Source organism: Acetobacter lovaniensis (assembly GCF_014207635.1).
In the GTDB taxonomy this organism is placed as follows: Bacteria; Pseudomonadota; Alphaproteobacteria; order Acetobacterales; family Acetobacteraceae; genus Acetobacter; species Acetobacter lovaniensis.
In genome coordinates, this window is sequence record NZ_JACHIE010000002.1 from 318,915 (window position 1) to 341,037 (window position 22,123).

The 22,123-nt window shown below is 61.5% G+C and carries 19 protein-coding genes; 12 read left to right on the top strand and 7 right to left on the bottom strand.

The genetic code is table 11. The features are described 5' to 3' along the window. The first annotated feature begins 238 nt into the window (after positions 1-238). Genes HNR55_RS04690 through HNR55_RS04705 form a run of 4 tightly spaced genes read left to right on the top strand, consistent with a single transcriptional unit; the run spans position 239 to position 5,983 of the window. Complete coding sequence (locus tag HNR55_RS04690) at positions 239-1,735, top strand: sodium:solute symporter (RefSeq protein WP_166112151.1); 1,497 nt, start codon at positions 239-241, stop codon at positions 1,733-1,735. Continuing rightward, positions 1,732-2,709: an N-acetylmuramic acid 6-phosphate etherase gene (locus HNR55_RS04695; protein ID WP_166112009.1), complete on the top strand. Its 978-nt coding sequence runs from the start codon at positions 1,732-1,734 to the stop codon at positions 2,707-2,709. The genes HNR55_RS04690 and HNR55_RS04695 overlap by 4 nt, the downstream gene beginning before the upstream one ends. Further along, positions 2,709-3,725, top strand: coding sequence for an N-acetylglucosamine kinase (locus HNR55_RS04700; protein ID WP_166112012.1), 1,017 nt, complete (start codon positions 2,709-2,711; stop codon positions 3,723-3,725). Before HNR55_RS04695 ends, HNR55_RS04700 begins: the two co-directional genes overlap by 1 nt. Further along, positions 3,722-5,983: a beta-N-acetylhexosaminidase gene (locus tag HNR55_RS04705; protein ID WP_242005437.1), complete on the top strand. Its 2,262-nt coding sequence runs from the start codon at positions 3,722-3,724 to the stop codon at positions 5,981-5,983. The genes HNR55_RS04700 and HNR55_RS04705 overlap by 4 nt, the downstream gene beginning before the upstream one ends. A gap of 33 nt (positions 5,984-6,016) precedes the next feature. On the opposite strand, the gene HNR55_RS04710 is transcribed toward HNR55_RS04705, so the two are convergent. Together HNR55_RS04710 and HNR55_RS04715 are read right to left on the bottom strand one after the other, a co-directional pair. Then, on the bottom strand, positions 6,017-7,714 hold the full coding sequence (locus HNR55_RS04710) for a Na+/H+ antiporter (RefSeq protein ID WP_166112015.1): 1,698 nt from the start codon (positions 7,712-7,714) through the stop codon (positions 6,017-6,019). A gap of 93 nt (positions 7,715-7,807) precedes the next feature. After that, a complete protein-coding gene (locus tag HNR55_RS04715) occupies positions 7,808-8,353 on the bottom strand; it encodes a DUF4142 domain-containing protein (protein WP_166112020.1) in 546 nt (181 codons plus the stop codon). A 496-nt stretch (positions 8,354-8,849) separates the two neighbouring features. Between HNR55_RS04715 and HNR55_RS04720 the strand changes: the two genes are divergently transcribed. Further along, positions 8,850-9,347, top strand: coding sequence for a hypothetical protein (locus HNR55_RS04720; protein ID WP_166112156.1), 498 nt, complete (start codon positions 8,850-8,852; stop codon positions 9,345-9,347). A gap of 32 nt (positions 9,348-9,379) precedes the next feature. Here HNR55_RS04720 and HNR55_RS04725 read toward each other — a convergent pair whose 3' ends face one another. Next, a complete protein-coding gene (locus tag HNR55_RS04725) occupies positions 9,380-10,285 on the bottom strand; it encodes a LysR family transcriptional regulator (RefSeq protein ID WP_166112023.1) in 906 nt (301 codons plus the stop codon). A gap of 151 nt (positions 10,286-10,436) precedes the next feature. On the opposite strand from HNR55_RS04725, the gene HNR55_RS04730 reads away from it, so the two are divergent. Together HNR55_RS04730 and HNR55_RS04735 are read left to right on the top strand one after the other, a co-directional pair. Beyond that, entirely contained in the window at positions 10,437-11,210 is a 774-nt protein-coding gene (locus HNR55_RS04730; protein ID WP_166112026.1) for an SDR family oxidoreductase, read from the top strand. 237 nt (positions 11,211-11,447) lie between these two features. Further along, complete coding sequence (locus HNR55_RS04735; RefSeq protein ID WP_166112029.1) at positions 11,448-13,742, top strand: TonB-dependent receptor; 2,295 nt, start codon at positions 11,448-11,450, stop codon at positions 13,740-13,742. Between the two features lie 28 nt (positions 13,743-13,770). Here HNR55_RS04735 and HNR55_RS04740 read toward each other — a convergent pair whose 3' ends face one another. Further along, positions 13,771-14,910 carry an MFS transporter gene (locus HNR55_RS04740; protein WP_166112031.1) on the bottom strand — a complete coding sequence of 380 codons (1,140 nt, stop codon included), beginning with the start codon at positions 14,908-14,910 and terminating at the stop codon, positions 13,771-13,773. A 200-nt stretch (positions 14,911-15,110) separates the two neighbouring features. Next, positions 15,111-15,650, bottom strand: coding sequence for a DUF1269 domain-containing protein (locus HNR55_RS04745; protein ID WP_166112034.1), 540 nt, complete (start codon positions 15,648-15,650; stop codon positions 15,111-15,113). 201 nt (positions 15,651-15,851) lie between these two features. On the opposite strand from HNR55_RS04745, the gene HNR55_RS04750 reads away from it, so the two are divergent. Next, a complete protein-coding gene (locus HNR55_RS04750) occupies positions 15,852-16,250 on the top strand; it encodes a hypothetical protein (RefSeq protein ID WP_166112037.1) in 399 nt (132 codons plus the stop codon). Between the two features lie 138 nt (positions 16,251-16,388). Here HNR55_RS04750 and HNR55_RS04755 read toward each other — a convergent pair whose 3' ends face one another. Both HNR55_RS04755 and HNR55_RS04760 read right to left on the bottom strand, forming a co-directional pair. Continuing rightward, positions 16,389-16,985 (bottom strand): histidine phosphatase family protein, encoded by a 597-nt coding sequence (locus HNR55_RS04755; protein WP_166112040.1) that lies wholly within the window; start codon positions 16,983-16,985, stop codon positions 16,389-16,391. Between the two features lie 7 nt (positions 16,986-16,992). Then, the gene (locus HNR55_RS04760; protein WP_086647231.1) at positions 16,993-17,925 is read right to left on the bottom strand and encodes a ribose-phosphate pyrophosphokinase; all 933 of its coding nucleotides are present in this window, start codon (positions 17,923-17,925) and stop codon (positions 16,993-16,995) included. Between the two features lie 694 nt (positions 17,926-18,619). Here HNR55_RS04760 and HNR55_RS04765 point away from each other — a divergent pair. From HNR55_RS04765 to HNR55_RS04780, 4 genes are all read left to right on the top strand, one after another. Continuing rightward, entirely contained in the window at positions 18,620-20,083 is a 1,464-nt protein-coding gene (locus tag HNR55_RS04765) for an MATE family efflux transporter (RefSeq protein WP_242005438.1), read from the top strand. 22 nt (positions 20,084-20,105) lie between these two features. Beyond that, the gene (locus tag HNR55_RS04770; protein ID WP_086647229.1) at positions 20,106-20,315 is read left to right on the top strand and encodes a hypothetical protein; all 210 of its coding nucleotides are present in this window, start codon (positions 20,106-20,108) and stop codon (positions 20,313-20,315) included. 9 nt (positions 20,316-20,324) lie between these two features. Further along, a complete protein-coding gene (locus tag HNR55_RS04775; protein WP_166112043.1) occupies positions 20,325-20,903 on the top strand; it encodes a YqaA family protein in 579 nt (192 codons plus the stop codon). 153 nt (positions 20,904-21,056) lie between these two features. After that, positions 21,057-22,064: an SDR family oxidoreductase gene (locus HNR55_RS04780; protein WP_166112046.1), complete on the top strand. Its 1,008-nt coding sequence runs from the start codon at positions 21,057-21,059 to the stop codon at positions 22,062-22,064. Positions 22,065-22,123 lie beyond the last annotated feature (59 nt).

Consider the following 22,123-nt stretch of genomic DNA (forward strand, 5'->3'; position numbering starts at 1 on the left):
CACCGGGGCAATACCTGCCGTCCAGACTACCGCGCACAAGCCCGCCGCGCCAAGCCCTCGGCCTGTCACACTCGGGCGAGCCCGCCACGCGGGCAATGGAATAGAGACTTGCTGCCCGCGCGGGCTGTTCCTAAAGTTCGTGTGCGCCATGCCAGCCTTGCCCCGCCCTCGGGCTGGTCTGCCCGGTATGGCGTTTTCCCACCTTGGCCCTGCCCCACGGCATGAACAGGACCACACCATGAGCCTTACCGATCTGCTGGTCATGCTGGCCTATCTGGCAGCCATGCCGGTTGTGGCCCTTATGCTGGCGGGCCGCCAGTCCTCCCCCACCGCGTATCTGGAAGGGCACAGGGACCTGCCATGGTGGGCGCTGTGCCTGTCCCTTGTTGCAACGGAAACCTCTACCCTGACCGTCATCAGCGTGCCGGGCATTGCCTATGGGTCGGGCATGGTTTTTGTGGGGCTGGCCCTTGGCTACCTTGTGGGCCGGGCCATTGTTGCGTGGTGGTTCCTGCCCCTTTACCAGCAGGGGCAGATGCTCAGCGCCTATGACTGGCTGGGCCAGTGCTTTGGCCCCACCATGCAGCGGCTGGCCTCCGCCACATTCCTGACCACCCGCCTGCTGGCAGAGGCCGTGCGCCTGTTTGCAGGCATGCTCCCCCTGGCCACCATGCTGGCGGCCCTGCACATACACCTGCCCCAGCCCGTGCTGCTGGGGGGCATTATGCTGCTGACCCTGTTCTACACTGTTTGTGGCGGCCTGCGCGCAGTGGTCTGGTCAGACAGTATCCAGTTCGGTCTGTACCTGTTCGGAGCGACAGCCTGTGCACTGCTGTTATGGCATGGCGCACCCGCGGGCACATGGCACAGCCTGCAACAGGCCGGGCGGCTGCACCTGTTTGCCCATGATGCCCCGTTGCTGAACAGCCCGTTTACCCCCCTTGCCGCCCTTGCCGGGGGGGCTTTGCTCTCGGTTGCATCCCACGGTACCGACCAGCTTATGGTCCAGCGTGTGCTGGCCGCACGCAGCCTGCGGGATGCGCGGCTGGCCCTTATGGGCAGCGCGCTGGGGGTGGGCGTGCTGTTTGCCCTGCTCAGCCTGACCGGCGTGCTGCTCTGGGCGCGCAATGGCGGGCTCACACCTGCGCAGGCGGGCTATGCCAGCCCGGATGCCATTTTTCCCGCATATATTGTGCGTGACCTGCCACCGGGCCTGCGCGGGCTTATGCTGGCGGGTATTCTGGCCGCCACCATGGGCTCACTCTCGGCCACCCTGTCGGCCATGACTGCGGCCAGCGTGGGGGATTTTGCCCCCCTGTGCGCGCACGCCACACGCAGGCTGCGCTGCTCCGCGCTGGGCTTTGCCCGGCTGGTTAGCGTGGTGTGGGCCTGCGCGCTGGTGGCATGTGCGGGGCTGTTTGCCCATGCCAGCCAGTCCGCCATTCTGCTTGGCCTGTCCATTGCCGCGTGCGGGTATGGCCCCATGCTGGGCACGTTTGTTGCGGGCATGGCCATGCCCCGTGTGCAGGCGCGCACACTCGCACCTGCTTTTGCACTGAGCGTGCCATGCATGGTCTGGGCCATGCTGGCCCTGCACCCCAACGGGCACCCCCTTGCCTTTGCGTGGCTGATCGTGCTGGGCATGATGGTCCTGTTCGGGCTAGCCGGCCTGCTCCATATCATGCACCTTAGTCCGTACCCCCTGCCCGCCCGCAACCGGAGGCCAAAATCATGACCACCCAGTACACACCAAACCGGCCCCCCCGCACGGAAATGCAGGACCCGCGTTATGACGGACTGGACACATGGCCCACCGCCACCGTGCTGGAAAGCCTGCTGGAAAGCCAGCTCGCGGCCACGGCGGCAGTGCGCTCCGCCCTGACGGACATGGAGGCCGCCATTGCGCAGGCAGTGCCGCGACTGGAGCGCGGCGGGCGGCTGTTTTACGTAGGGGCAGGCACATCGGGACGGATTGGCTTGCAGGATGGTGTGGAACTGATCCCGACCTATGGCTGGCCGTCGGAGCGGCTGGTGCTGCTGCTGGCAGGTGGGGAGGCCGCCCTGTTCAGCCCCGTGGAGGGCGCTGAAGATGATGAGGACGAAGCCCAGCGCGCCATAACCCGCCACACCCCCACGGCTGATGATGTGGTGATCGGCATTGCCGCAAGCGGGAACACGCCCTACACCTGCGCAGCCCTTGCCAGCGCCCGCTTTTGCGGCAGCCTGACCATTGGCCTGTCCTGCACCCCCGCAGCCCGCCTGCTGGCCGAAACCGACATAGGTATCCTGACCGAAACCGGGCCGGAAGTCGTGGCAGGCTCCACCCGCATGAAGGCAGGCACTGCGCAGAAAATCTGCCTCAACCTGCTTTCCACCACACTTATGATCCGCCTTGGCCATACATGGCGGGGGCATATGGTGGACATGCGCATTGTCAACACCAAACTGGTGCACCGCGCACTGCGGATGATTACCCAGTTGACCGACTGCTCGGACACGCAGGCGCAGGCCGCCCTGCTCAAGGCGGATGGGTCCATCAAACTGGCTATTCTGCTGCGTCAGGGGCTGGAACCCGCACAGGGGCGTATGCTGCTCCGCCTGTGCGACGGGCACCTGCGCCGGGCACTGGACCTGCTGGCCGTGCAGGCAGCACGTGGTGTGAGCCCCACCTCCCATAACCCACCCGCACCCGAACAGATCCTGTATTAATGCCCCCGGCCCAGACCCTTCTTGCACTCGATGGCGGGGGCACCCATACCCGCGTCGCCCTGATCACGCGGGATGCCTGCCTGCTGGCTCACACCACCGGCCCCGGCTGCAACCCCTATGACCGGCCAGACTGGGCCGAACATCTGCATGCCCTGCTGCGCGCACTCCCCCATAACGGCCTGTGCGCGGCCGTACTGGGCATGGCCGGATATGACGGGGCGCGCCCTTCCTCCCACCAGCAAGTAAACGTCGCCCGCGCAGCCCTTGGGCCAGACATCCCGCTGGAACTGGAAAACGATGTGCAGACCGCCCACCGGGCTGCCTTTGCCGGAGGAGCGGGGGTTTTTGTGCTGGCGGGCACAGGCTCCGTAGCGCAGGCGCGCGCACAAGATGGGCACACCACCCGCGCAGGCGGCTGGGGCTGGCTGTTTGGAGATGAAGGGGGCGGCTACTGGATTGGCTGCCAGGCCCTTAACCACGCCGCCCGTTTTCTGGATGACCCCACAACACCCTTTGCGCCCTTTGCGTGCGCCGTGCTGCATGCGCTGGAACTGCCCAGCCACGGCCCCCACGCCTCCGATGCCCTGCGCGAGTGGCTGCGCACCCGCCCCCACCCACGCTCCGCCGTGGGAGATGTAGCCCCCATAATCCATGCACTGGCCCAGACGCATGACCCCCACGCTCTGGCCATACTGCATGCGGCGGGCACGCATCTGGCCGATCTGGCGCACACGGCCTGCCGCGGCCTTGCGCCGCCAGCCCCTGCTGCCTCCGCCACACCCCCGGCTGCACAGCCTCTGATGGGACTGCCGTGGAGCTATGGCGGGAGTGTGATGAGCAGCGCGGTCGTCCGTGCGCGCGTGAGCACACTGCTGGGCCAGCCCGCAACCCCTCCTGCCCTGCCCCCACTGGGCGGGGCCGCCCTGCGCGCGGCCCAGCTGGCAGGCTGGGAAGTGGACGCGGCATGGGTACACAGGCTTGCAACCTCACTTTCGGTGCAAAACACACAGCCATGATTGCTCACTTTTTCAAATCCATCCCGGCCAGAACACTGCTCCTGTGTGGCCTTACTCTGGCTGGGGGCACACCTTGTGTGACCATGGCGCAAAATGCGCTGGACACATCCCCCGGCACGCCCCAACTGGCTTTTGTGCGCAATAGCGTGCGCCTGCCGCTGGTCATGCCAGCACCGGCTGTTCTACAGGCATCGGGGGCTGCCTTTGCCTTACCCCAAAGCCTGACTCTGCACTGGAACAGCCCACCAACCCCGCTGTTGCTCCGGGCTGTAGAGCGGTTGCGTACCCGGCTTTGCATACTGGCAAGCAGGCCCATTATGTTCACTCAGGCTCCACCTCCACCGGGTGGACTTGTGCTGAACATCAACACCCCCAGGGACATCACATTCCCCAGCCCCACCATGCGTGAGGGCTATACGCTGGATGTTGCCCCCACCGGCATAACCCTGAATGCACAAGGAGTGGCCGGAGTGCTGCATGGCCTGACCAGCCTGAGCCAGCTTGTACGGCAGGAGCGCGATGGGCCTGTGCTGGCACAAGCCCATATTGAGGATACCCCGCGCTTTGCCTGGCGTGGGCTTATGCTGGACACCAGCAGGCACTTCATGCCCCTGCCCGACCTGCTACGCCAGCTGGACGCCATGGAAATGGTCAAGCTGAACGCGCTGCACATCCACCTGTCCGATGGTGCCGCCTTCAGGGTGGAAAGCAGGGTTTTCCCGCGCCTGCACACACTTGGCAGCCATGGGCAGTATTACACGCAGGAACAGGTTCACCAGCTTGTGCGTGAGGCTGCGGACAGGGGTATCCGTGTGGTGCCCGAGTTTGATACACCCGGCCACAGCTACGCCATGCTGCTGGCATACCCGCGCTATGCGGCCAACGCCCCGCTCAACACCACCGACCGGGCCGAGATCAACCGCGCAGCCCTGGACCCCACCAACCCGGCTACACTCAGCTTTGTAAACGCCGTGTACGCAGAAATGGCGGGCCTGTTCCCCGACCCCGTTTTTCACATCGGAGGGGACGAGGTGGTGGCAAAGCAATGGGCGCAATCCCCTCATATTGCCGCGTATATGAAGCAGCACCACATAGCCTCGGTTGCGGCCTTGCAGGCGGATTACACCCGCCACGTGGCCCACGCCCTGCGCCAGCGTGGCAAAACCGTTATGGGCTGGGATGAAGTCCAGGAAGCCGATATTCCCCCAGACACCATTATAGAAAGCTGGCGTGGCCCCGCGCATACCGCACAGGCCACGGCCGCTGGCCATGACACGGTTATTTCCGGCCCCTATTATCTGGACCGCCTGCTCCCCGCGAGCGCCTACTACACCACAGACCCGCTGGACATGCGCAAGGACGCGGCGGAGGCACAGGCAGCCGCCCAGACCACCGGCCCCAACCCGCCCGACACCCCACCAACACCCCCCACCGCCACGGCAAAGGCGGAGGACGCCCCTCCACCACCCCTGAATGACGCACAGAAAGCCCATGTGCTGGGTGCGGAGGCCGTCTTGTGGACCGAGGTTGTCTCCCCCGACATGCTGGATGCGCGCATATGGCCACGGGCAGCGGCACTGGCCGAACGGTTCTGGTCCGCGCAGGACCGGTGCGATGCCACAACCCTGTACCCCAGACTGGCCATTATGGCAGACCGGCTGGACCTGCTGGGGCTGGAAGCCCATGCCAACACTGGGCGCATGCTTGAGCGCCTGGCTCCGGGGGAGACGGAGGCCGCCGCCGTGCTGCTTCAGACGGTCTCACCCGTGCGTAATTACGCCCATAATCATGAATTTCTGCAAATCCGGCACAAACAGACCGCCACCTTGCAGCAGCTCGGCACCCCGGCGGATATTGCCAGCCCGGACAGCTTCGAGGCTGAAACCTTTAACGCCGAAGCCAGAGCCTTTATTGCCGGTCATACCGAACTGCGCCATGATCTGGAAAACAGGCTCACCCGCTGGGCCGATAATGACAGCGCCTTCGCCCGCGCGGCAGCCCATAACGCGGGGCTGACCCCGGCACTGGCGGCCTCGGCCCAACTGGCCGATCTGGCCCGTGCGGGGCTGGCCGCCCTTGGCACAGGGCGCACACTAAACTGGCGCGAAAACGCCCGTACTGCCCTTCTTGCCGCCAAAAAAGACATAGCAGCCTCGGCCAGTATCCATGTCGTGACCAATACCCCCCAGCCCGAAGGGGACCTGATCCAGCGGATCGTACCCGGGGTGGAAGTCCTGCTTGATCAGGCCATGCCCTAGGCAGCCCTGCCGCACCGAGCATGGCCTGCTGGATCAGACCTCCTTTGGCAGGCGCTGGGCGAGGGCGTGAATCACTTCTTCCTCGTAATCCAGCTCCTGCTGTAGCTTCCACTCCGTCTGGTCATTAATGTCCTGCTGGGCCACCAGTTCACGCATGGTCTGGCGCTCCGCGCGCAGAATCTGCAGGCGCAGGGCGAGTTCCATACGGGCATGTCTTATGGCGTTGCGCCTGTCGGCCCGGGCAATGCGCGGGGTAGCGTCCTCCTGCTCCAGCCGGGTCTGGTAGAGCTTGGTCAGGCGGGCAATGACCTCCATCCGGGCAGCCTCTATGGCCGCCCTGTCCTCTTCCGTTTCAGGCAGGGTTTCTATGGCAGGCATGGTTTCGGCCTTGCGCAGCAGGTCCAGTGCGGCACGCAGCAGCCGCTGGCGGGCCATGTTTTCCTCCTGCGCACTTTTATCCACCAGCTCGGCCGGGATAAACTTCAGGCACAGGGGAATAATCACGCTGGCAACCAGAAGGGAAAGAATAATAACCCCCGTAGCAATCACCACCACCGCTTCACGCGTGGGGAAGGACATTGTGCCATCCTCCCCCGTTGGCAGGGACAGCACCGCCGCCAGCGTAACCGCGCCACGCACCCCGGCAAAACTCAGCAGCAGGCTGGCGGCAAGGCCTGTAGCCTCGAACGGAACATGGTTGATCCGCGCGGAAGCCCAGCGGCAGGCAATGGACAGCCACACCCCCATAAACCGCATGACCAGCATGATGCAGTAAATCTGCACCACAAGCAGGCCCAGACGCCACATGCCCACATGCTGGGCCAGCACCAGTGTATGCGCACTTTGCAGAAGACTGGGGAGCTGCAAGCCGAGGAACAGAAAGATCAGCGCGTTAAACACGTAGCTGACCATGGTCCATACCGTGGCGGATTGCAGGCGGGTACTGGTGGAGGCATCCTCCACAATTCCTGAAAGCTTGACCACCATGCAGCCCGCAACAGCGGCCAGAATACCCGAGCACCCCATGGCTTCGGCCAGAGCATACATTAAAAATGGCAGCAGCAGCACCAGCACGATCTGGGACTGGGTCTCATCATACCCGGAGCGGGTGAGCATCTTGTTCAGGCGGGCAGCAACCCAGGCGACAATCCCTCCAATGGCCAGCCCCCCGAACGCCACCAGCAGAAACGTGCCAAACGCCTGCTGGTAGGAGAACTCGCCCGTAAGCGCATCGGCCATGGCAAAACGGAAGCAGACAAGGCCCGAGGCATCGTTAAACAGCGCCTCGCCCGACAAAAGCTGCAACAGCCGGGTAGGCACCCGCCTGCCCTTGATCAGGCTGGACACGGCAACCGTATCGGTAGGCGACAGGGCGGCCGAGAGCGTAAAGCAGACCGGCAGGCTCATGACCGGCAAAATCCAGTGAATGGCATAGCCACACAGCAGGGTGCTGAGCACCACCAGCCCAAAGGCCAGAAACAGGATTGGCCCACGCAGCTCCCCGAACTCGCGCAGGGGCATACGAAACGCATCCGCGAACAGAAGAGGCGGCAGAAACACGAACATGAACAGTTCGGGGTGCAACTGCACATGCATGCCCGCAAGCCCGGCGCACACGCCCAGAGCGATCAGAATAACGGGCTGCGGCACCTTCTGTCTGAACCGCAGTGTTATCAGGCTGCTCACAGCGGTCAGCAGTAAAAGCAGCAAAATGAATTCGATTGTCAGCATGGTGCATGCCCTTTGCGGGGCTTCATGTTTTTGTGCAAGCCATTATCAACTCACACCCGCATAAAAGACTGAGTACACCTGCCGCGCAGGCTCCTAACGCATGACGGCCTGATACTCCGCCAGCCGGGTCTGCACATCCCGCGCGATTGCAACCAGATCAGGGTTTTTGGAAAAGGCGATCTGGCTGGCAAGCACAGGCTTAATTCTGGCATGCGCGGCCGTAAAATAGCGGATGTAATGCCTGTCAAACGCCGCACCCTGCCAGCGTTGCAAGCGCTCGATCTGTTTTTGTTCGGAGCCAGATGGCCGGGCTGGCAGGGTCAGCCCATGGGCTGTGGCCACCTTGGCCAGCCGGGCCTGTAGCGCGCTCATATCCTTGGAGATACTCTCCCCCACAAGGGCAATATCGTTCCGGGCGGCATGGGTTCTGGCTATGGTGGCCATGCCAATCTGGGCAAGGTCCATGGTGTTGAGCTTTTGCACAAAAACCGCATCCGCCGCGCTGAACGGGGCGGGCTTTTCCAGAGCAGGCAGGGGCGGAACCACAGGCCGGGCGGGCGTAACATAGCCACACCCGCCCAGCAGCAGAAGCGTGAAGAGGGAGAGCGCAACCACCTTATGGCGGAACAAAAACAACATGACCGGCAGTTCTCCCTGACAGGGGCCAGAAGCGGGACGGCAAGCGCACCCAGTATTAAAAACAATGTTCGCAATACGCAAACGACAAACATCCCCTGTGAATTTTATATCCACAACAGAGACCACATCCAATAACCACAAACCTTATGATGAAAGCATATAACACGGAAAGCAAGATTGAGACGGACGCCTTGATTAGCCATACCCCCCACAGGACGAGACTGTCCTGTGCCCGGTTTATAGCAGAGGGCATGGCATATTTTACTGGTACGGTTTTATTTTACACTTGGTTTGCGCCTTGCATCAGACACACGGAACACAGTAGGCTGGGTGCGGAATGTGTGCCATGCGAGGGCATGCGCCGGGTCTGGCTCTTGGGATATGCCTTTATATGAACTGTCGTCTTTTAAACGTTCTTACCCTCTCATCCCTCTGTCTGGGGTTGAGCGGGTGCGGTTATTTTGACTCGCGTGCCGCGCATAAGGCGCAGATCACCATGATCGGTATGACATCATACGACCTGCAGGCTTGTGCCGGGCTACCCTCCGCCACAAAGCAGTTAAACGACACAACACAGATTTTTACCTATAGCGGTACACAGCCTCAGCCCAGCTATGGGGGCTCCACGCTTATTCCCGTGGGGGATATCATAACCACCATCAACCAGCTTGGCGGTGGGGGCGGCACCACCTGCTCCGCCGTGATCCGGCTGGACCATGACCGGGTGTCCGATGTGCATTACACCGGCAATAATGATGAACTGATCGGCACGGACGGTATCTGCTCCATTATTACCCGTGGCTGCTCCCGCCAGCCTGAAAGCACTATGAACAAAAACACGGGCAGCCTGCTGTTTGGCCCTGTTTCCGCCTTCCATGAACCCAAAGGCCCCAACCAGTCCACCGGGGCCACCTATTCCTCCCAGGCGGGCACGGTTGAGCTCAACTCCGACCCCAGTTCCAAAAATCCGGTTATTATCCCCCGCATGCCCTGAGCCCCTGCGCACCGGCCCGCAGCCAGAGCGGGTCAGGCCAGATGCGCTGCCAGAAGCCCTTCCAGCCATCTGGCAAAAGCCTGCAGGCGGGAAGAAAGATGCCGCCTGTGCGGGTAAAGCAGGCTCACCGGCAGAGCGGGCGCGCACCAGTGCGGCAACACCACACATAACTGTCCGCTCTGCACCAGTGCCTTCACATCATACTGCGGTACCTGAATAAGCCCCAGCCCGGCCAGACAGCAGGCAATCTGGGTTTCAGCACTGTTCACGGTCACGGGGCCGGGCAGGTCCAGCGTATGGAGGGTTCCATTTTCCTCCCACTCCCATGCCTCCACCCGCCCGTTGGCGGGGGACATGTACCGCACGGCGACATGCCCATCACGCGCCAGAGCAGCCGGAATACGGGGAACACCGTGGCGGGCAAGATAGATGGGGCTGGCTACGTTGAGCAGGCGCATCCGCCCCATGCGCCGCGCGATCAGCCCTGAATCAGGCAATGCGCCTACCCTGAGCACACAGTCCAGCCCCTCCTCCATCAGGTTTACCGGTTTGTCCGTGACCCCCAGTTCCAGTTGGATGCCCGGATGGGCGGCAACAAACTCCGGCAGGGCGGGAGCAACAATCAGCCGACCAATCCGCGCGGGCAGGTTAACCCGCAGCACCCCGCGCACATGCCCGCGCTTGCGGCGGAAGAGGTCTTCCGCCTCATCCATATCCACAACGAGCCTTACGCAGTGCTCATAAAACGCAAGCCCATCCGGAGTGGGGGTGACGGAGCGGGTGGTCCGCGCCAGCAACCGGGCCCCCACGCGCGCCTCCAGCGCCTGCACGGCGGTCGATACGGTGGAGCGTGGCTGACCCAGTGTTTCTGCCGCACGGGTGAAACTGCCCGTTTCCACCACCCGCGTAAACATGCGGCACTGATCTATACGGTCCATTGGCTTCCCCCCAGCCTTATCCCGGATTGTTCGTAAAAGCTGACAGGTCTTATCATATTCCCAAGCTTTATTGGTATTTTACAAATGATACTATACCCGGACAGAGAAAGACGGGCCCGCGCCTGTTTGCACCAGTCAAAGGAGCAACGACATGACAACACACAGCGTGACCGGCAAGACCGTTCTGATCACAGGTGGCGCCAAGAACCTTGGCGGAATGGTCGCCCGTGATCTGGCAAGGCATGGTGCCCAGACAATTGTCATTCACTATCACAGCCCCGAAACCGAGGAGGAAGCCAAGGCAACCGCGCAAGTCATACGCAACGTCGGGGCTAAAGCCTTTGTCATGCAGGCGGACCTGACCCAGACCGGAGCCATGGCGGATCTGTTTGAAAAAACCCTGCAGGCAACAGGCGGTCTGGATATAGCGATCAACACCGTCGGCAAAGTGCTCAAAAAGCCCATAGCCGACACGACCGATGAAGAATACGACGCCATGTTCGCCATCAATACAAAAGTGGCGTTCCAGTTTATCCGCGAAGCTGGCAAACACCTGAACGATAACGGCAAGCTGCTCAGCATTGTCACCTCCCTGCTTGGGGCTTACACGCCGTTTTACAGCACCTATGCCGGGGCCAAGGCGGCCGTGGAGCACTTTACCCGTGCCGCTTCCAAGGAACTGGGGGCGCGCGGTATTTCGGTCAACGCCATTGGGCCGGGCCCCATGGATACATCGTTCTTTTACGGGCAGGAGGAACCCGAAGCCGTCGCCTACCACAAGAGTGCTGCGGCACTTTCCCCCTTCAGCCAGACGGGGCTGACGGATGTGGAAGATATTGTGCCCCATGTGCGCTTTATGGTGTCCGATGGCTGGTGGATGACCGGACAGACCATTCTGGTCAATGGGGGTTACACAACAAAATAACCCTTTTACACACACTGTTTTTTGCAAACACCTCTCCTCCGCCGGCCTGCGGGGAGAGGTGTTTTTGTATGGCAGGGCGCTGTGTGGGCAGCGTTTCAGGGATGTCAGTCACGCGTTGCACAAATACAACAGAGGTTGGTCCTGTTTGCGGCACGGCGCATAATTTGATTGTTATGTTATAATATAACTAATAGCTATGCGGCCCTTGGCTCACTCCAATTCAGGCGGCATGCAATCATGACCTACCGACCCTCTGGTCTTCTCCTCTGCTCTTCTTTTTTGAGCAGCCTGCTGGCAACAGGCCATGCAGCAGCAGCCCAGACGGCCACGACCACCACGCAGGTCACAGCCACAACAACCACAGGTGCAGGCACAGGCGCGAACACGGCAAACACAGCCAAAAAGCCCGTGCGCAAAGGGGCGGAAACCGTGCAGGTTATCCCCCGCTCCACCACGCATGAGGCGGAACAGGTTATTGTAACCGCCCATCTGGACCGTGCCCGCTCCGAGCTGTCGCCCACCACGGGGGCCAGCGTGTACCATTTCAGCCGTCGGGCGCTGGAGAATATTCCCGGTGGGGATAATGCCCCGCTTAATCAGGTTCTTTTGCAGGCTCCGGGGGTTGCGCAGGACAGTTACGGCCAGATCCATGTCCGCGGTGACCATAACGAAGTGCAGTTCCGCCTTGATGGCGTGCAGCTACCCGAAGGGCTGAGTGTCTTCGGGCAGGCACTGATGACCCGCTTTGCCGATAACATGTCCCTGACCACAGGCGCGTTGCCCAGCCAGTTTGGCTTCCTGCAGGCTGCCGTGGTGGATATTACCACCAAAAACGGCACGACCAACGCAGGGGGGAACCTGTCCATTTACGGTGGGGCTCGGGATTACTTTTTCCCTTCCCTGCAATATGGTTTTCACAAAGGAAAGTGGGATTTTTTTGCCACGGCGGACTTTGTGCATGACCGCGTGGGCATAGAAAACACCACAAGCTCATTTAACGCCCCGCATGACCTGAGCAACCAGTACCACTTTTTGGGCCATGCCCGTTACACGGTGGATGAAGAGACGCGGATCAGCCTGATTGCAGGCATTTCCAACGCGGAATACCAGCTACCCAACAACCCCGGCCTAACCCCCGATAGCTGGAGCCAAAACTACACACCCCCCGCAGGGGCCACCACCAGCAGCGACAGCCTGAACGAACACCAGAAGCAGATTACCGACTTTGCCGTGCTGGCCCTGCAAAAGGAAATCGGGGCCTTTAGCCTACAGGATTCCGTTTTTACCCGCTACAGCTCCCTGCGCTACTCCCCCGACCCAACGGGGGACCTGCTCTACCTTGGCAATGCCCAGCGGGCCGCGCGCTCGGTCTTTTCCACCGGCACCCAGCACGACGTAACCTGGCGCGCAGCACGCGACCATACCGTGCGCTTCGGGTTTCAGGTTTTTGTGGAACGCAATGTTTCGAGCACGACATCAACCGTTTTCCCACAAACCAATATTGGCGGCACCCCGCCCACATACGGCCCCACCCCCTTTAATGTGTATGACAGCAGCGGCAAAACCGGCATGGTTTATGGTGTGTACGCACAGGACGAATGGCGTCCCCTGCGTAACCTGACTATCAATTACGGCCTGCGTTTTGATGGCGTGAGCGAATACACAGCCGAACACCAGTTTAGCCCACGTGTAAACCTTGTGTGGAAACCATGGAAAAACGGCACCCTGCATGCAGGGTATTCGCGCTATTTTACGCCCCCACCGTTTGAAATTGTCAGCGGGGCATCCCTTACCCATCTGTACGGCACCAGTGGCGCGCCCAATTCGCTCACAAACAGCAAAGTGCGTGCCGAGCGCGACCATTATTTTGATGCAGGGTTTGAGCAGACCATCCTGCCCGGCTGGCATATTGCCTTTGACGCCTATTACAAACTGGCCAAGAACCTGATTGATGAGGGCCAGTTTGGCGCCCCCATTATTCTGAGCGGCTTTAACTACCGCCATGGGCAGGTAAACGGGTACGAAGTCAGCACCTCCTACGACCGTGGCCCACTCTCCCTTTACGGCAATTTCGCATGGTCGCGCGCCATTGGTAAAAAAATTACCAGTGCGCAGTTCAATTTTGATCAAGACGAGCTGGACTACATCAGCAGCCGCTGGGTCCATCTGGACCATGACCAGCGCTGGACCGCATCGGCTGGGGCGGCGTACACATTTTTCCACAAAACCCGAGCTCCGCTGCGCCTGTCCGCCACACTGGTCTATGGCAGTGGCCTGCGCGCGGATGATGATGCAGATGGCATCCCCAACGGGCTTGCATTAACGCCTTATGCCACCGTTAATTTTTCTGCCGTGCAGACCATTCACAACACCTTTGGCGCGGCATGGCAGGGGGATACGCAGCTAAGGCTGGATGTGATCAATCTGGGAGACCACACCTACATGTTGCGTGATGGTTCGGGCATTGGCGTGACCGCACCCCAATACGGCCTGCGCAGAACCATACTGTGCGGTATATCCCAAGGGTTTTAACAACCGGGGCTGAAGGGGCACACCCCGTTCAGCCCTGTTTTCTGCCCCCCACCACAAACCGTCCGGCCCACAGTACCAGCAGGGCAAGCAGAGCAATGCCTGCACTCCATGCCAGAACCGCATAAGGACCGGCGGCACCCAGCACAACCCCACCACACAAAGCGCCCCCACCAATACCGGCATTAAAGCCGGTCACGCTAAAGGAGCATGCGGCCTCGCGCTCATCGGGGGCCAGTTCCATGGCGTAACTCTGGGGGGCCATGTTCATGACCGCGCCAACAATCCCCCACACGACCATATCCACCCAGACCAGACCGGGCCACCAGCCAGCCGCCACCATAACGCCGTGGCTGGCCACAAGAGCCGCCGTTGCCATACCAATCAGCCGCCCGGCGGAACAGGGCAGCCGCCCCCCCACCCAGTTGCCGCCAACCCCCGCAACGCCATACACCAGCAGCAGAACGGGAATAAGCCGTTCAGGACTATGCGGAATGGTTTGCAGGAGCGGGATGATATACGTGTAGGCCGTAAAATGCGCGATAATCACCAGCATTGTCAGCACGGCAATATAAACGAACACGGGCTGGCGGAGTAGGCGCAACAGGTCCAGCCGCCGCCGCTGGGCAGGCATGGCGGGCAACAGCATCAGAGCTGCGGCAAACACCGCCAGAGCCCCTGCCCCGCAGGTTAAAAAAGCCGCGCGCCAGCCCAGCCATTGCCCAATGGCGGACACAAGGGGAATACCCCCGGCAAATCCCACCGCAACCCCTGTAAAAGCCCAGCCCGTGGCCCGTGCCACGGGTATGTCCGGGGCCAGACGAACCGCAACCCCCGCAATAACCGACCAGAAAATACCATGCCCCAATGCCAGCATGATGCGCAGCACGGCCATAAGCGCATAATTGGTGACAAAAGCGCAGGCTACGTCCACCCCGCCAGCCAGCAGCAGCAGGCTGGCCACAAGGACCCGCCGGTCCACGCCAGAAGTCAGCAATGTTAGCGGAATAGCCGTTAACGCCACCAGCCAGGCATAGCCTGTAACCAGCAGCCCAACCTGAGCAGGGGATACATGCAGCCCCTGTGCAATATCGGTCAGCAGCCCAATGGGCATGACCTCGGTTACAAGCCATATGAACGCCCCGACCGACAGCATGACAAGACGTACCATGACAGCATAACCCGACAGAATGGAAAAGTAGGCAGACGTGCCCCTACTATGCCAGCCCCGCCTGCACAACCACGCAGAAAACCGTAGGGCCGGCACGCTCTACTCAGACACGGCAAGCCCGATACACCTGCCCATAAAAACAGGGGGTGGCGGGCATATGCCCGCCACCCCCTGCATGCACTGCATCAAAACGCTGGTGTTCAGGCCACAGGCTGAGCCGGGGCTGAAGTATCGCCCAGAGCCGCCTTGAGCCGGGCTTCTGCCTCGGGGGAGAGGGACGTCTGCAAAATACGGGCATGGCCCTTGAACTGTTGCAGATCGGCCAGAACCTTATCCGGCTGGGATTTGCGCACCAGCACAAACAGGGCAGAGGTGTTGGGGGGAATGGTGTCGCTCAGTTTGGTAATAAACCCGTCATCAATCCCGTAATCGGACATCTTGCCCGCCAGAGCGCCTGCACCGGCCCCAACGGCACTGCCAATAACAAAACCTGCCAGCGGGTTAAGGCACAGAAGCCCGACCACCGCACCCCAGAACCCGCCAGAGAACAGCCCCCAGGATGCACCCGCTTTTTCCAGATTAACGCTCTGGTGCAGACGCGCCTTGCCTGTGGCATCCCGCGTGACCACAACGGCATCTTCAAGGTCCAGCAGGTATTCCTTCTGCAGAGTGCGACATTCGCTCAGCACCTTGGCGGCGTCATCAATATGGTCAAAGCCCAGCACGATCAGATCAGACATGGTATTTCCTTGCTTTTGCGGCTTTCCCCCAAACGGGGCCAACCACGTTAACCCTGTGTCATGTAGGGAGCGGACAAGACCTTTGCCAGAGGACTGCGCACAGGAGAGCCAGATGTTTTTTATTTAACATTCCGCCCTGCAACTCTGCCGCGTTGCGGCCCGTTGCACCTGTATCTCCTTTTTTAACAACAGGAGGCTACCATGACATTCCTTAACACCGTCACCAATGCCATCACGCATGTGGGAGATTTTATTACCGGCGCCACGGGCGACAGGTCGGGCCTGATGACCGCACTGAACGAAGTGCTCGGCCCCGTCCCCCGGCCAGACATGCCCAGCAAGCTGGAAAAACGCGCGCAGGCCATGGGTATGATCAGCACCATCCGCCGCTGGCAGAGCGCGCCACACAGCCCGCCCGCAACCGAAGCTGAAGTGCGGGGATTCTTTTTGCAAGAAGAACTGGACTGGTTTTCTGAACAGACAGGCCTTTCCGACCTGGCAACCATGAAGATGATCCGCAAGATGCTGCCGCAATGCGTCAGGCTGCGGGCCATCCATGACCCGTCCCTTTTCCCGCAGCCCCCCACGGTTCAGGAATGAGCCGCCAACCCGCCTGACCTGATGTGGCAGGCACACGATGCCCCACATCAGGCACGGCCCTACTTTACCGCACCATGCGGGCACTCTGGCCCAGCGCAGCTAACAGGTGCAAAAAACCTCCTGGTCAGAGGCGTAATATCAGGGGAGTTCGCTCAGATTCCACCCGGTCTGTGCATCATGCACCGCACTGAGCGGAATGGCGTTGGGCAGGCGCACATTGGCTGGCAGGGCCATAACCGCACGCAAGGCCCGGAACAGCGCCCCGTGGGCCACCACCAGCGCCAAACCATCTGCCGCCGTGGCGCGGTTGAGCGCACGTGCGGCCCGGCTTTTAAGCTCGGCAAACGGTTCCGCCCCCGGTGGGGTGTACTGCTCGGCGATCCAGTCATCATACCAGTCGGCAATAGGCTGGCCTTCCTGCTCGCCAAAGCAGACCTCGGCCAGATCCTCATCCACGCTCAGGGGGAGTTGCGGCAGGCCGTAGGCGACCAGTTCATCCCGCACAATCTGGGCCGTGCGGTGGGCACGTTCGAGGGGGGAACACACAATGCGTGTAATGGCTCCCGCCCCTTGCGCGCGTATGGCCTGCTCGATCAGCCTGCCAGCCTCCACCGCCTGATCAATCCCGGTCTCGTTCAGCGGTACATCCGTACGCCCCTGAGAAAGACCGGCCCTGTTCCAGTCCGTCTGACCGTGCCGCAGATACCAGTATGGACGGGGGAGAAGCACGGTCATGGCACCTTCAGTCAAACAGGGACGATACGGAGCTTTCGTCCGATACGGCACGCATGGCGCGCGCCAGCAGGCCGGAAATGGTGATCTGGCGGATATTGCTGGCCGCCATGACCGGCGCTGTTGCCTGAATACTGTCTGTCAGGGTCAGCATTTCAATCGGGGACTCGGCAATACGGGGCACGGCCTGCCCGGTGAGCACACCGTGGGTAACGTATGCACCAACCGATGCCGCACCCTGCTGGGCAATGGCGCGGGCTGCGTTGCACAGTGACCCACCGCTATCCACAATATCATCTACCAGCAGGCAGTGACGCCCCTTGACGTCGCCAATCACGTTCATGACCTCGGACACGCCTGCGCGCTCACGCCGCTTGTCAATAATGGCCAGATCGGTGTTCAGGCGCTGGGCAAGCTGGCGCGCGCGCACCACCCCACCCACATCGGGGGAGACAATCATAAGGTCGCGGTCACCGTACTGGGCGCGAATGTCGCGCACAAACAGGGGGGCTGCGTACAGATTGTCCACCGGAATATCAAAAAAGCCCTGAATCTGCATGGCGTGCAGGTCCAGTGTCAGCACACGGCTGGCCCCTGCTTCCACCAGCAGGTTGGCAACCAGCTTGGCGCTGATGGGCGTACGGGGGCCGGATTTGCGGTCCTGACGGGCATACCCGAAATACGGAATAACTGCCGTGATCCGTTTGGCCGACCCGCGACGCAGGGCGTCCAGCATGATCAGCAGTTCCATCAGGTTGTCATTCGTGGGCGTGCAGGTGCTCTGGATGACAAAAACATCCTCACCGCGCACGTTTTCATGAATTTCAACAAACACTTCCATGTCCGCAAAGCGGCGCACGGTTACGTTACACAGGGGCAGGTTCAGCTCTGCTGCAACGGCCTGGGCCAGTGGCAGGTTGCTATTACAGGCGACGATTTTCATGACAAGGACGGTTCCCGGCCTCAGCTGTTACACGAATTAGGAAGGAAGACTGCAGCGAGGGGGGGTTTAGCAACCGCGCGCCCCATTGTCATCCACCCTTCGGCCTGCCTGATGCGTCCGGCGTGCAGGCGTGGCCTAAAAGCCGCGCCTCTCCGCCCTGTCCATGATCCTTAACTTGCGCAAATCCGCCCTTTTCTCTAAGGGGGAGCGTTGCGGTCGGGCCGGGTAGCGGCCTGAGTTCCGGACAGCCAACCCCCACGAATGGGCTCACCCGGCAGGTGCAGCCCTTACCCCTCTGATGCCAAACACCCTGCTACTGGCTGTTTACCGTCACCGAGGTCTTGCCCATCCCTCCTGCACGCACGTGTTCCCACGCCAGCCAGCCCCCGGCAGGCCGCCGCAGGCCCCGTGCTGGTAGGGCATGTCTTCACGTCACTTTTAGCATACCTGATATGTGTAAAACGCATACATTCCCCGGCAATTCACGGGCTGGCAAATGCCTGTTCGGGCACATGCCCGCATCCCCCGCATCTGTGGCCCCACGGGACTCACGCCCCCACGGCACAGATCAGCCGTGCCATGCGGTTTAATCCACGAACAGGTTATTCGCAGCACAGCCCGGACGTGACATACTATGCGCCGTCCATTCGCCCGAGCGTGCCCATACGCAAGGAGCAGCCCCAACGGAGCCCGCATGACCCGGCCACCCTCGTCCGGAAGCCGCCATAAAGCCTGTTTCACAACAGGCAGCATCATGCGGCACGTGCTGGTCATGGCCGGGACGGGGGCCATCGGACTTATGGCCGTGTTTGCGGTTGATATGCTCAACATGGTGTATATCAGCCACCTCAACAGCACCGCCATGACCGCGGCCATCGGCTTTGCCAGTGCTGTTATTGGCCTGCAGATTGCCATTTCCATCGGCCTGACCATTGGCATAAGTGCTGCCACCGCGCGGGAGATCGGGGCCGGACGGCATGAGGAAGCCCGCTGCCTTGCCACCTCCGCCATGATTGTCATGACCGTGGTTACGGGGATTCTCGGCCTTGCCACGGCCATGGAGGCCGCCCCCATCCTCAGCCTGTTTGGCGCACGGGGGCCAACCCTGACCGAAGCCACAGCCTACCTGCGTATTCTCAGCGTTGCCCTGCCCCTGATCTGCATTGGCATGGGCTGCTCGGCCCTTATGCGGGTGGTGGGAGACGCCAAAGGCTCCATGCATATTACCCTTATGGGGGCCGTGGTGGCGGCGGTGCTGGACCCACTGTTTATTTTCGGCCTGCATGAAGGGCTTATGGGGGCTGCTATCAGCACCACCTTCTCCCGCATTGTGGTCGCCGGAGCCGGGCTGCGTGGCGCCCTGCGGCACAGCATGCTGGCCCGCCCCTGCCTGCACCGCATTGTGCCCGACACCCGCCGGGTGGCTGGCATATCGCTCCCCGCTATCCTGACCAATCTGGCAACACCCGCAGGGGGGGTGTACGTCACACGCGCCATGTCCGGTTTCGGGCTGGAGGCCGTGGCGGGGCAGGCCTCGATCGAGCGCATGGTGCCAGTGCTGTTCTCGCTTGTGTTTGCACTGACCGGCTCGGTCGGCCCGATCATGGGCCAGAATGTGGGCGCAGGCCGCCCCGACCGCGTGTGCCAGACCCTGACCGCCGCCCTTAAACTGGTGGTGCTCAGCGTGGGTCTGACGTGGGTCGCACTCTACTTTGCGCAGGACCTGATTATCGCCATGTACAACGCACATGGTGATGCCGCAGCACTTCTGCACCTGTTCTGCACATGGACCATTGGCAGCTACCTGTTTGTTGGCATGCTGTTTGTCGCCAACGCCGCGTTCAACAACCTTGGCTTTCCCCTGTATTCCACCGCGTTCAACTGGGGGCGGGCAACGCTGGGCACCATTCCGTTTGTTCTGCTATGCGCGCATTATGGCCCGCAGGGGGTCCAGGTGGGGCAGGCCATGGGTGCGGTGCTGTTTGGATCATTTGCGGTCTTGACTGCATTCCGTGTCACGCAAACACTCACATTGTCTCCCGCGTCGCACCCTCCGGCGCAGGATATGCGGAGCACGCCAGTTTCTGACGTGCCAACCACCAGTGCAGAAGCCGCCATGGCGGAACTGGACGAAGTGGAAAGTGCCTCCGACCTTTAACCGAGGGGACAGGAATACGCACATGTCCAAGCTGACCACGCAAGAACGCAATGCCCTGCCCGATAGCGCCTTTGCCCTACCCGGCCGCCGTTACCCCATACCAGACGCCACCCATGCAAGGGATGCCCTTGCCCGCGCGAGCGAAATGCTGCATCGGGGCAACCTGACACAGGCCGAATACGACCTGATCCACAGCAAGGCCGAAGCCGTGCTGCGCCAAGAACGACTGTAACGGACCTGAATGCTCGATAAACTCTACGCCCGCGTTCTGCGGCATGCCGCCAGCCCCCACGCGCCTTTATGGCTGGCGGCACTGGCTTTTGCAGAAGCCAGCTTTTTCCCCCTCCCGCCGGAAACGCTGCTTGTCCCCATGGTGCTGGCACAAAAGGACAAGGCATGGCGGTACGCCGCCATCTGCACCGTGGCCAGTGTGGCCGGTGGCCTGCTGGGCTGGCTGATTGGCGCGCTGCTGCTGGATACGCTGGCAAAACCCATTGTGCATTTTTACCATGCCGAACACACACTGGTCTCCTTGCAGGAAAAATTCCGCCAGTGGGGGGTATGGATCATTCTGTTCAAGGGGCTGACCCCCATCCCCTACAAGTTTGTGACCATTGCCAGCGGCATGGCGCATTTTGCCATTCTACCCTTTATGTGCGCGAGCCTTGTAACCCGTGGCGTGCGTTTTGCGCTGGTGGCGGGCCTGCTGCGCCGCTTTGGCCCAAGCATTCAGGATTTTCTGGAAACCCGCCTGCCGCTGGTTACTGGCGTATTCGCCCTTGCCCTGCTTGGCGGCTTTTTGGCGCTGCGCTACCTGTAACCCCTTAACGGGACCATACGGTCCCCTGCGGCGCACAAGGCTGGCGCGCTCTGGCATGCCTTGCGCTCCACCCCCTGCTCGCGCAGGGAGAAAGACCCGGTTTTTTAACACCCCATCCACACCACCAGAACCAACGCGGGAGGCACATCAGGCATGGCAACTCAGATTGCGGTCATTACAGGAGCAGGTTCGGGCATTGGCCGTGCAGCAGCCCGCGCACTGGGGCGAGCAGGGTTTGATGTCGCCCTGCTGGGGCGTGACAGGGAACGCCTGGACGCCACAGCCCGGAATCTGGCCCAGCATTCCGTCCGCTCCCTTGTCATCAGCGTGGACGTGGCCGACGCACAGGCCGTGCAGGACGCCGCCAACCGGGTTGAAAGCGAACTCGGCCCCATTTCTGTCTGGGCCAACTGCGCGGGGGCCACTGTTGTCGGTCAGGTTGCAGCCCTGAATGCACAGGATATCGCCCGGGCCACACAAGTTACCTACCTTGGCAGCGTTAACGGCACACTGGCGGCCCTGAGCGTTATGCGGCGCAGGGGACAGGGGGCGATTATCAACCTCGATCTGGCCCCCACCCTGCGTGACCTGCCCCTACAGGCGGCAGAAAACGGCTCCCGCGCGGCCCTGCGCGGCTTTTGCAGCAGCCTGCGCACGGAACTGCGGCATGATGCGGACCATATCCGCATTGTTATGGTGGACCTGCCCGCCATTAACACCCCGCATTATGGCTGGACCCGCAACCTGACCGGCAAACGGCTCAAACCCTTCGGCCCGGTTTACGAACCAGAAGTTGCGGCAGAGGCCATCTGCCGCGCGGCCTTTACCACCAGCCGCTCCATTTCCATCGGCTGGGCCAACAGCTTTGCCGCTCTCTGGCGTCTGGCTGGCCGTAGCTGCCGTGAGGCCCGGCTGGCCAGCCACGGCTACAAGGCCCAGATGAGCCATGACTGGGCCGAGGGCATCCAGCCAGATGACCTGTACAACCCGGTACCCGGCGCTTACGGCGCAGAAGGTCCGTTTGAAGCCAAGGCCCGCAGGCTGAACAGCCCGTTTACGGTTTTTGTTTCATCCAGTCTGCGGGCCAGCCTGTTTGGTGCGCTCGCAGCCATGGGGCTGAGTGCGGCATACAACCACATACGCCGGAGCCGTAAACCCTGATTTTACACCGTCGGGGTCTTTAAGCCCCTGCCCCCCCCTGTGCATCATGTCACTGGACC

Coding starts and splice junctions, on each gene's coding strand:
- HNR55_RS04735 (WP_166112029.1), top strand. CDS start 11,448: ATGACCTACCGACCCTCTGGTCTTCTCCTCTGCTCTTCTTTTTTGAGC.
- HNR55_RS04705 (WP_242005437.1), top strand. CDS start 3,722: ATGATTGCTCACTTTTTCAAATCCATCCCGGCCAGAACACTGCTCCTG.
- HNR55_RS04780 (WP_166112046.1), top strand. CDS start 21,057: ATGGCAACTCAGATTGCGGTCATTACAGGAGCAGGTTCGGGCATTGGC.
- HNR55_RS04750 (WP_166112037.1), top strand. CDS start 15,852: ATGACATTCCTTAACACCGTCACCAATGCCATCACGCATGTGGGAGAT.
- HNR55_RS04720 (WP_166112156.1), top strand. CDS start 8,850: ATGATCGGTATGACATCATACGACCTGCAGGCTTGTGCCGGGCTACCC.
- HNR55_RS04755 (WP_166112040.1), bottom strand. CDS start 16,985: ATGACCGTGCTTCTCCCCCGTCCATACTGGTATCTGCGGCACGGTCAG.
- HNR55_RS04710 (WP_166112015.1), bottom strand. CDS start 7,714: ATGCTGACAATCGAATTCATTTTGCTGCTTTTACTGCTGACCGCTGTG.
- HNR55_RS04695 (WP_166112009.1), top strand. CDS start 1,732: ATGACCACCCAGTACACACCAAACCGGCCCCCCCGCACGGAAATGCAG.
- HNR55_RS04770 (WP_086647229.1), top strand. CDS start 20,106: ATGTCCAAGCTGACCACGCAAGAACGCAATGCCCTGCCCGATAGCGCC.
- HNR55_RS04690 (WP_166112151.1), top strand. CDS start 239: ATGAGCCTTACCGATCTGCTGGTCATGCTGGCCTATCTGGCAGCCATG.
- HNR55_RS04745 (WP_166112034.1), bottom strand. CDS start 15,650: ATGTCTGATCTGATCGTGCTGGGCTTTGACCATATTGATGACGCCGCC.
- HNR55_RS04740 (WP_166112031.1), bottom strand. CDS start 14,910: ATGGTACGTCTTGTCATGCTGTCGGTCGGGGCGTTCATATGGCTTGTA.
- HNR55_RS04765 (WP_242005438.1), top strand. CDS start 18,620: ATGACCCGGCCACCCTCGTCCGGAAGCCGCCATAAAGCCTGTTTCACA.
- HNR55_RS04715 (WP_166112020.1), bottom strand. CDS start 8,353: ATGTTGTTTTTGTTCCGCCATAAGGTGGTTGCGCTCTCCCTCTTCACG.
- HNR55_RS04700 (WP_166112012.1), top strand. CDS start 2,709: ATGCCCCCGGCCCAGACCCTTCTTGCACTCGATGGCGGGGGCACCCAT.
- HNR55_RS04760 (WP_086647231.1), bottom strand. CDS start 17,925: ATGAAAATCGTCGCCTGTAATAGCAACCTGCCACTGGCCCAGGCCGTT.
- HNR55_RS04725 (WP_166112023.1), bottom strand. CDS start 10,285: ATGGACCGTATAGATCAGTGCCGCATGTTTACGCGGGTGGTGGAAACG.
- HNR55_RS04730 (WP_166112026.1), top strand. CDS start 10,437: ATGACAACACACAGCGTGACCGGCAAGACCGTTCTGATCACAGGTGGC.
- HNR55_RS04775 (WP_166112043.1), top strand. CDS start 20,325: ATGCTCGATAAACTCTACGCCCGCGTTCTGCGGCATGCCGCCAGCCCC.